At 49.5% G+C, this 4,948-nt stretch carries 7 protein-coding genes; 4 read left to right on the top strand and 3 right to left on the bottom strand.

Annotation, left to right across the window (positions count from 1 at the left end; genetic code table 11):
* Positions 1–26: 26 nt before the first annotated feature.
* Positions 27–260, top strand: a complete 234-nt coding sequence (locus tag L0156_11805) for a hypothetical protein (GenBank protein ID MCI0603684.1) — start codon at positions 27–29, stop codon at positions 258–260.
* A complete protein-coding gene (locus L0156_11800; protein ID MCI0603683.1) occupies positions 257–409 on the top strand; it encodes a hypothetical protein in 153 nt (50 codons plus the stop codon). Before L0156_11805 ends, L0156_11800 begins: the two co-directional genes overlap by 4 nt.
* 28 nt (positions 410–437) lie before the next feature.
* Here L0156_11800 and L0156_11795 read toward each other — a convergent pair whose 3' ends face one another.
* Positions 438–1,466, bottom strand: coding sequence for a hypothetical protein (locus tag L0156_11795; protein ID MCI0603682.1), 1,029 nt, complete (start codon positions 1,464–1,466; stop codon positions 438–440).
* A gap of 62 nt (positions 1,467–1,528) precedes the next feature.
* Positions 1,529–2,080, bottom strand: a complete 552-nt coding sequence (locus L0156_11790) for a hypothetical protein (GenBank protein ID MCI0603681.1) — start codon at positions 2,078–2,080, stop codon at positions 1,529–1,531.
* Between the two features lie 22 nt (positions 2,081–2,102).
* Here L0156_11790 and L0156_11785 point away from each other — a divergent pair, with 22 nt between their 5' ends.
* Both L0156_11785 and L0156_11780 read left to right on the top strand, forming a co-directional pair.
* Positions 2,103–4,205 (top strand): sigma 54-interacting transcriptional regulator, encoded by a 2,103-nt coding sequence (locus L0156_11785; GenBank protein MCI0603680.1) that lies wholly within the window; start codon positions 2,103–2,105, stop codon positions 4,203–4,205.
* An 87-nt stretch (positions 4,206–4,292) separates the two neighbouring features.
* Positions 4,293–4,574: a hypothetical protein gene (locus tag L0156_11780; GenBank protein MCI0603679.1), complete on the top strand. Its 282-nt coding sequence runs from the start codon at positions 4,293–4,295 to the stop codon at positions 4,572–4,574.
* Positions 4,575–4,678: 104 nt separating this feature from the next.
* Here L0156_11780 and L0156_11775 read toward each other — a convergent pair whose 3' ends face one another.
* Positions 4,679–4,873, bottom strand: a complete 195-nt coding sequence (locus tag L0156_11775; GenBank protein ID MCI0603678.1) for a hypothetical protein — start codon at positions 4,871–4,873, stop codon at positions 4,679–4,681.
* Positions 4,874–4,948: the final 75 nt, after the last annotated feature.

The raw sequence follows: 4,948 nt of genomic DNA, 5'->3' as shown, positions 1-4,948 counted from the left end.
TCGGGACGAAGTGATGGAGGTTCACTATGAAAAGAATCCTGAGCATCGTAGAAACAGCATACCGGGCAACGATTGAAGAACAGGATGACACGGTGTTGTGGTTCAATCATGCTGTCAAGAATTCCGGAGCAGACGTTTCCATTCTTCTAGCGTGTAATGCCGTGAACTATGCAGTGCCGGGCACAAATCTGAAGCCGCAGCTCTGGGAGTCGTCAGTGAATTGCGTCCTCCGCGAATCGATCAGGACCTTGCCAAAATGATCGCGAAGGGAATCCCTGTTTACGTTGTGGAAGAAGATGCATGGGAGCGTGGTCTCTCGGAAATCGAATTGCTCTCAGGGGTGCAGAAAATCAGCCGCGAGGACCTCCCGCACCTGTTCGATCAGTACAACCAAATCTGGCACTGGTGAGAGCGACCCACCCTTCTAATTCTGACTTTTACTTTGGAGGAGCATCGTCCGGCTTCTTCTCAGGGAGTTTGATTTCGCCTGAAAATTCAATCGCATTTTCCTTCGGTTTCGGTGGGGGCTGGCCGGGTTTCAAATCCTCCACTGAATACTCGTCCAACTTGTCGATGTTTGCTTGTTGCAAGGGCACGGCCGGGTCGCAAGTCAACTTTTCATTGGGGTTTGCGATTGTATACTTCACTAACGTGTATTTTCGTATCGTAGGCTCCTGAACGAGCGTATAGGTAGTGATTGTAGTGGCTTTGGCTCTTTTAGCTAGCTCCCCGCTCTCAGCCGGGGCAGCAGGCAGCTTCAGCACTTTTGAAAGCGCGGGGCTGATCGGTAAAAAGCCCAACAACGTTTCGACAGTCTTGCTATCGATCGTCGCTGTGGCATTCGTCAGCGTTTGATCGGCGCTGAGTGTGAAATTAGCCGAAGCGGTGCCGATCCAAGGATAGTTCGCATTGATGTAGTGAGGAGAAGCATAATCGATGTAAGGTTCGATCTTCGTTGAATTCGATGCGGTGAGAATCCGTTCTGGACATTCCCCAGGATTCGCCGCGACATGTTTTACGTTGTCCCAGAGTTTTAAAACTACCTTGTCATCCCCAGCAACATCTTTTCCATCCAAATAAGCCCGCAATTCGCTCACGCTCTTGTTCCTGAATTGGCATTCATCCAATATAACCGATTCGGGAAGTGATTCTGAGGTGCACTCAAGGGTCGAACTCTCAGTGGATTGCATGCAACGAAATCCAGTGGGCGAGGATTTGTCAAGTAATTGCTCAAAAGCTTGCAATTGCTGCATCTCCTGGCTGCTAAGGCCCTGGAGGACTACCTTCGTGCGTTTTACCAGCGTGAGGGTATACTTAGGTTCCAATTTAATCGTCTGTTGCTTACACCTTCCTTTTTTTATGTAAAAAGGGACACCCGCCAAATCGACATCTTTAGTTGGAGTGAATTGGTGTTCCTTTACGTGTAACACGCTGCCGCATCCAGTACCACCAAGAAGGATCACCAAAGTCAAGATAGCCGCTAATTTTCTTGTCGAAGTCCGATCATTTAACATTCACCACCCCTCGCTTAAGCGTTAGTAAACAGCCTATCATAGAAACTTTCCTGATCACGTTGGTTGCGCGTTGCAAACGGGAACCCACAGGTAAGGGTTTGGCCGGCGAGGTACTTGCGAATGTCTTTTGCGTTTTTCAGGAAGGCCGGATGCGGGCCTTCTCCGGACGGAGGCCCGCTTTTTGCGCGCGCCGCATCTTCATCGGTAATGACGGCAACGCCTGTTAAGACGCGGCAGGTTTCGCGCACCGGCACCCTCGCAAAACGGGATCCCTCATAGTATCCAGAATCGCGAAAGACAAAGTATTCTTCCTGCTTCCCCATCTCATTTTTGTAGAACCGCAGACCGGCCAACACCATCGCATGAGGATTGGTCCTGAAAACCTTCTTGAAGTCTTGATTTTCACGAACACTTCCCTGCAGCCGTTGAAACTTTGTTCGAACCGCCATCGACACCTTTTCCAGCTCGTTCTTCATTGGCTCCCGGCTGAGAATCTCTTCTCCGGCCATTTCCGCTGAATAAATTTGTGTTGGAATCGCCAGAACGGTGAATGTCAGCCTTTTCATATACCCTCCGGTCTATGAGGCAATGAATCAGGCTGATCAGCCTTTCCAACGATCGATCGCGGCACTGAATCTGCCTTCCAAATTCAGCGCAACAATCGCTATCGCAATACGCGTGCCACAGAAACTGCCGACGAAGCAGATCACTGAAGACCCGGCAATTCACATCATTTGCGATGATGAAAGAATCAGATTCGATGGAAACAACCTGTTCTGCAGATCCTGTATACTGAATCAGCTTATGAACCCGCGAATCGTAGCCCTGAGCGGGCCATTGAAGGGATCCAGCATTGAGGTAACGGGTGAGTTGTCGATTGGACGCGAAAGTTCCAATTCTGCCAGTGTAATGGATCCGTCTGTTTCCCGGCGGCACAGCATCCTGAAACAGGACGGAGACCATTTTGTGATTGTGGATCTGAACAGCAGGAATGGAACAGTCGTGAACGGCCTGCCGGTCAAAGAAAGAATCCTTCAAAATGAGGATCGAATTTCCGTCGGTGTTTCCACCTTTCTGTTTATAACTGAAGAAGCGGATCATTCAACCGGGGATGCTGTTGATGAGCCGCAAGACCTTGTTATCCTGCCCACAGCCCATTTGAAAATGGAAGATGCAATCTATCTGCGGCCCGAAACGCTTCTTCAGACCGTTCCGCTCACGGAGCGAACTGTTCGCGTTCTGGACGCGTTCCTCAGAATCAGGCGCGTGATGCACACGATTTCAGGAACCAAAGAGTTCCACAGCAAGCTGATGGAGCTGCTTTTCGAAATTTTTCCGGCGCAGCAGGGCGCTATGGTTTTGCTGGATGATCAGCAACAGATCACTTCAACTTACGGATATGACAGGATGGAAGGGCCCAGCCAGATTGGCATCAGCCGGACCATCGTAGATCAGGTAATTCAACAACGGACAGCTCTTTTGAGCAACAACATTCAGGAAACCGGAAAACCGGCTGCGAAAAGTTTGCGGGATCTGAAAATCAATTCCTTGCTGGCCGTTCCTTTGATTCTATATGAACGGCTTCGCGGTGTTCTGTATCTTGGCACCACCAAAATCGACACGCATTTTAACGAAGACGATTTGCATTTAATCACTGCGATTGCGGGGGTTGCTGTTTTTGCGCTTGAGAATAATCAGAAGATCGAATGGCTGGAAAATGAAAATCATCGCTTGCGTGACGAAATCGAAATTGAACATAACATGATCGGTGAGTCAGCCATCATGCAGAAGATTTACCAGACGATTTCACGCGTTGCGCCTGCAGACTCAACGGTCCTGATTACAGGCGAGAGTGGAACCGGCAAGGAGCTTGTCGCGCATGCGATTCACAAGAATAGCTCGCGCGCAGCGAACCCGTTTATCGTGGTCAATTGCGCTGCACTCACGGAGACTCTACTCGAAAGTGAGCTTTTTGGACACGAGAAAGGAGCTTTTACCGGAGCCATTGCACAGAAAAAGGGGAAGCTGGAAGTTGCCGACAGCGGAACCGTATTTCTGGATGAAATTGGAGAAATGAACCAGACTCTTCAAAGCAAGCTTTTGCGCGTGTTGCAAGAACGGGAATTCGAACGAGTCGGCGGAACCAAACAGGTGCGAATTGATGTCCGGTTTACTGCCGCTACAAACCGAAATTTACAGGATGCCGTGAAAGAAGGCGCTTTCAGGCAAGATCTCTTTTACAGATTGAATGTGGTTTCCATCAGACTTCCTTCCTTGCGCGAACGACGTGAGGACATTCCACTACTGGCGATGTATTTTGCGTCAAAGTACGGAAACAAAACCAAAAGGGGAAAGATAGGAATCTCTACCGCGGCCCGCGAGATCTTGATGCGTTACGATTGGCCTGGCAACGTTCGTGAGCTGGAAAACGCGATCGAACGCGCTGTTGTGCTGGGCGGCACGGACATCATTTTGCCTGAAGATCTGCCAGAGTCGATTCTGGAAACCTCATCGATTCAGGAAGAAACCACGGGCACTTCATTCCATCAAGCAGTGAACGAAGCAAAAAGGGCGATCGTTCAGCGCGCCATCAGTCAGGCATCGGGAAATTACAGCGATGCCGCGAGATCGCTCGGTCTGCACCCGAACAATTTTCACAGACTACTCCGCAGTTTGAATCTCAAACCTTGAGCGAGAAGTCACATCCTCTGCGCTACCTCCAGCGATGAACACTTTTTTCTTCCTTTTGCGCATCTACAAAATGAGGCAGAAACAAAAATGGCCTTCAGGAGGAGAAGTGAAAAACATAACGAGTTGCTTCATTCTGATTTTTCTGGGATTGTTGTTGGCCGGACAGCGGGAGCCCAGGTCACAGCCGGCAATGGAATTTACAACGTAACTGTCTATGACCTAGTAGGCTCCGGCGGCGTTGGCGCCTACCGAGTCAAAACGGGAGCCAGTCATCCAGCGGGTGATGGTGTTGTTATATTTGTTTTCCAGTCCTTAGCTCCGGATGGGCCGTTCACGAATTCCTTTGTGCCTGCAAAAGACGCGATTTGAAAGCGAACATCATCACACACTTTCTTGTGGACTTTGATTCCGAATGTGCTGATCCCTGCGGTATCGAGTGCGAGCTAATTATCTTGTTTGTGCCTCGCTTCACTCTACTTAGCCCCGGCCTTTCGGAGCATCGCGAGAATCTCGGCATTTTTTGTGCTGTTCAAGAGCCATTCCGGCTCGTTCTTCAATTTATATCCTGACTTCAAAAGCAAGCGGACGTTTTCCACATTGTTTCCCATCGCCGCCACACTCAGAGTTGTGGCGCCACCTTTCGCTCTAACCTCAAGAACGGCCCCCATTTTTATCATGGTGTAAAAAGCGAGGCACCATTGTTAACTCCTCCTTCATTTCAGAACCTGAAACTTGTTTTTAAC

It is taken from the genome of bacterium, assembly GCA_022616075.1.
Classification (GTDB): Bacteria; Acidobacteriota; HRBIN11; order JAKEFK01; family JAKEFK01; genus JAKEFK01.
The sequence above is the reverse complement of the archived record's forward strand: the minus strand, read 5'-3'. Positions and strand labels throughout refer to the sequence as shown.